General features: G+C 29.2%; 2 protein-coding genes. One reads left to right on the top strand and one right to left on the bottom strand.

Features of this window, described 5'->3' with window-relative positions:
- Nucleotides 1-383 (top strand): pseudouridine synthase (locus tag ACTG3S_RS10085; RefSeq protein ID WP_439129233.1); only part of this gene is annotated, 383 nt, incomplete at its 5' end.
- Between the two features lie 55 nt (nt 384-438).
- Here the strand turns inward: ACTG3S_RS10085 and hutG are convergent.
- The coding region (gene hutG / locus ACTG3S_RS10090; RefSeq protein ID WP_439129234.1) for a formimidoylglutamase at nt 439-1,281 on the bottom strand (843 nt) is incomplete at its 5' end.

The raw sequence follows: 1,281 nt of genomic DNA on the forward strand, positions 1-1,281 counted from the left end.
TGTTGTTGTTTACTAATGATGGAGATTTGGCTAAAAAATTGACACATCCAAAACACAATGTACGTAAACTGTACCATGCTTCTTTAGATAGAAAACTAGATTTAAAAGACTTAGAAAAATTACGTGGAGATGTAATTATAGAGGGTAGAAAAGTGTTTATTGATGCAATTTCTTATGTAGATGGGCAGCCAAAAAGTGAAGTTGGTATAGAAATACACTCTGGTAGAAACAGAATTGTACGTAAAATATTTGAACATGTTGGCTATAAAGTAAACAAGTTAGATCGCGTTATTTTTGCTGAATTAACAAAGAAAAACCTACCTAGAGGTAGATGGAGAGCACTTACTAATTTAGAAGTTGCAAATCTTCAAAAGATGAAATAGTACAACAAAAAAATATAGTAAAAAACCTTTTAGAATTTATTTCTAAAAGGTTTTTTTATGCATTTAAAATGATAAAATCTACCAATCTTGCCGCTAAATTTGCAGTTTGGTTATCAATATCAAAATTTGGATTTAGTTCTGCAATATCACAGGATATTACTTTTTTACTGTTAAAAATAAACTCTAAAGCTTGATATACAAAGATGGGGTGAAAACCCAAAGGAGAAGGAGCACTTACACCAGGTGCAAAAGCAGACGAAAAACCGTCTAAATCTATGGTTACATATAAATAATCTACTTCATCAATAAATAAATTTAATTTGTTTTTTAAATTGTTATCTAATGTTTCACACTCAAAATTACTAACAAAAGAAACTTCTTTTTCTTGGGCAATTTTAAATAATTCTTTGGTGTTAGATTGTTGTTGAATGCCAATTGCAAAATAACTTACGTCTTTATTTTCTGATAATATTTGATTAAAAGGAGTTCCTGAATTTGATTGTGTTTCCACAGTTCTTAGATCGAAATGCGCATCAAAATTAATTATACCAATTTTCTTTTTCGAGGTTTTTTTTAGTCCTAATTTAATTCCATTAAAATTGGCATAAGCAATATCATGTCCACCACCAATGGCTATCGGTAAAATATTTTCTGATATTAGTTTACCGATTATTTTAGAAAAACCCTTTTGACAGTCTTCTAAATGATTATCAATACAAATAATATCACCAAAATCTGTTACTTTCTTATTGGTGAAATGAGTAGGTAGTTTTGCTAATTTGTTTCTAACAATTTTTGGTCCTTTTTTAGCACCAACTCTACCCTGATTTCTCAATACGCCTTCATCACATATATAACCCACTAAACCAATATTAGTGTTTTCAGTTGTTGTATTTTC

Origin of the sequence: Polaribacter sp. (assembly GCF_965656025.1) — a bacterium.
Lineage (GTDB): Bacteria > Bacteroidota > Bacteroidia > Flavobacteriales > Flavobacteriaceae > Polaribacter.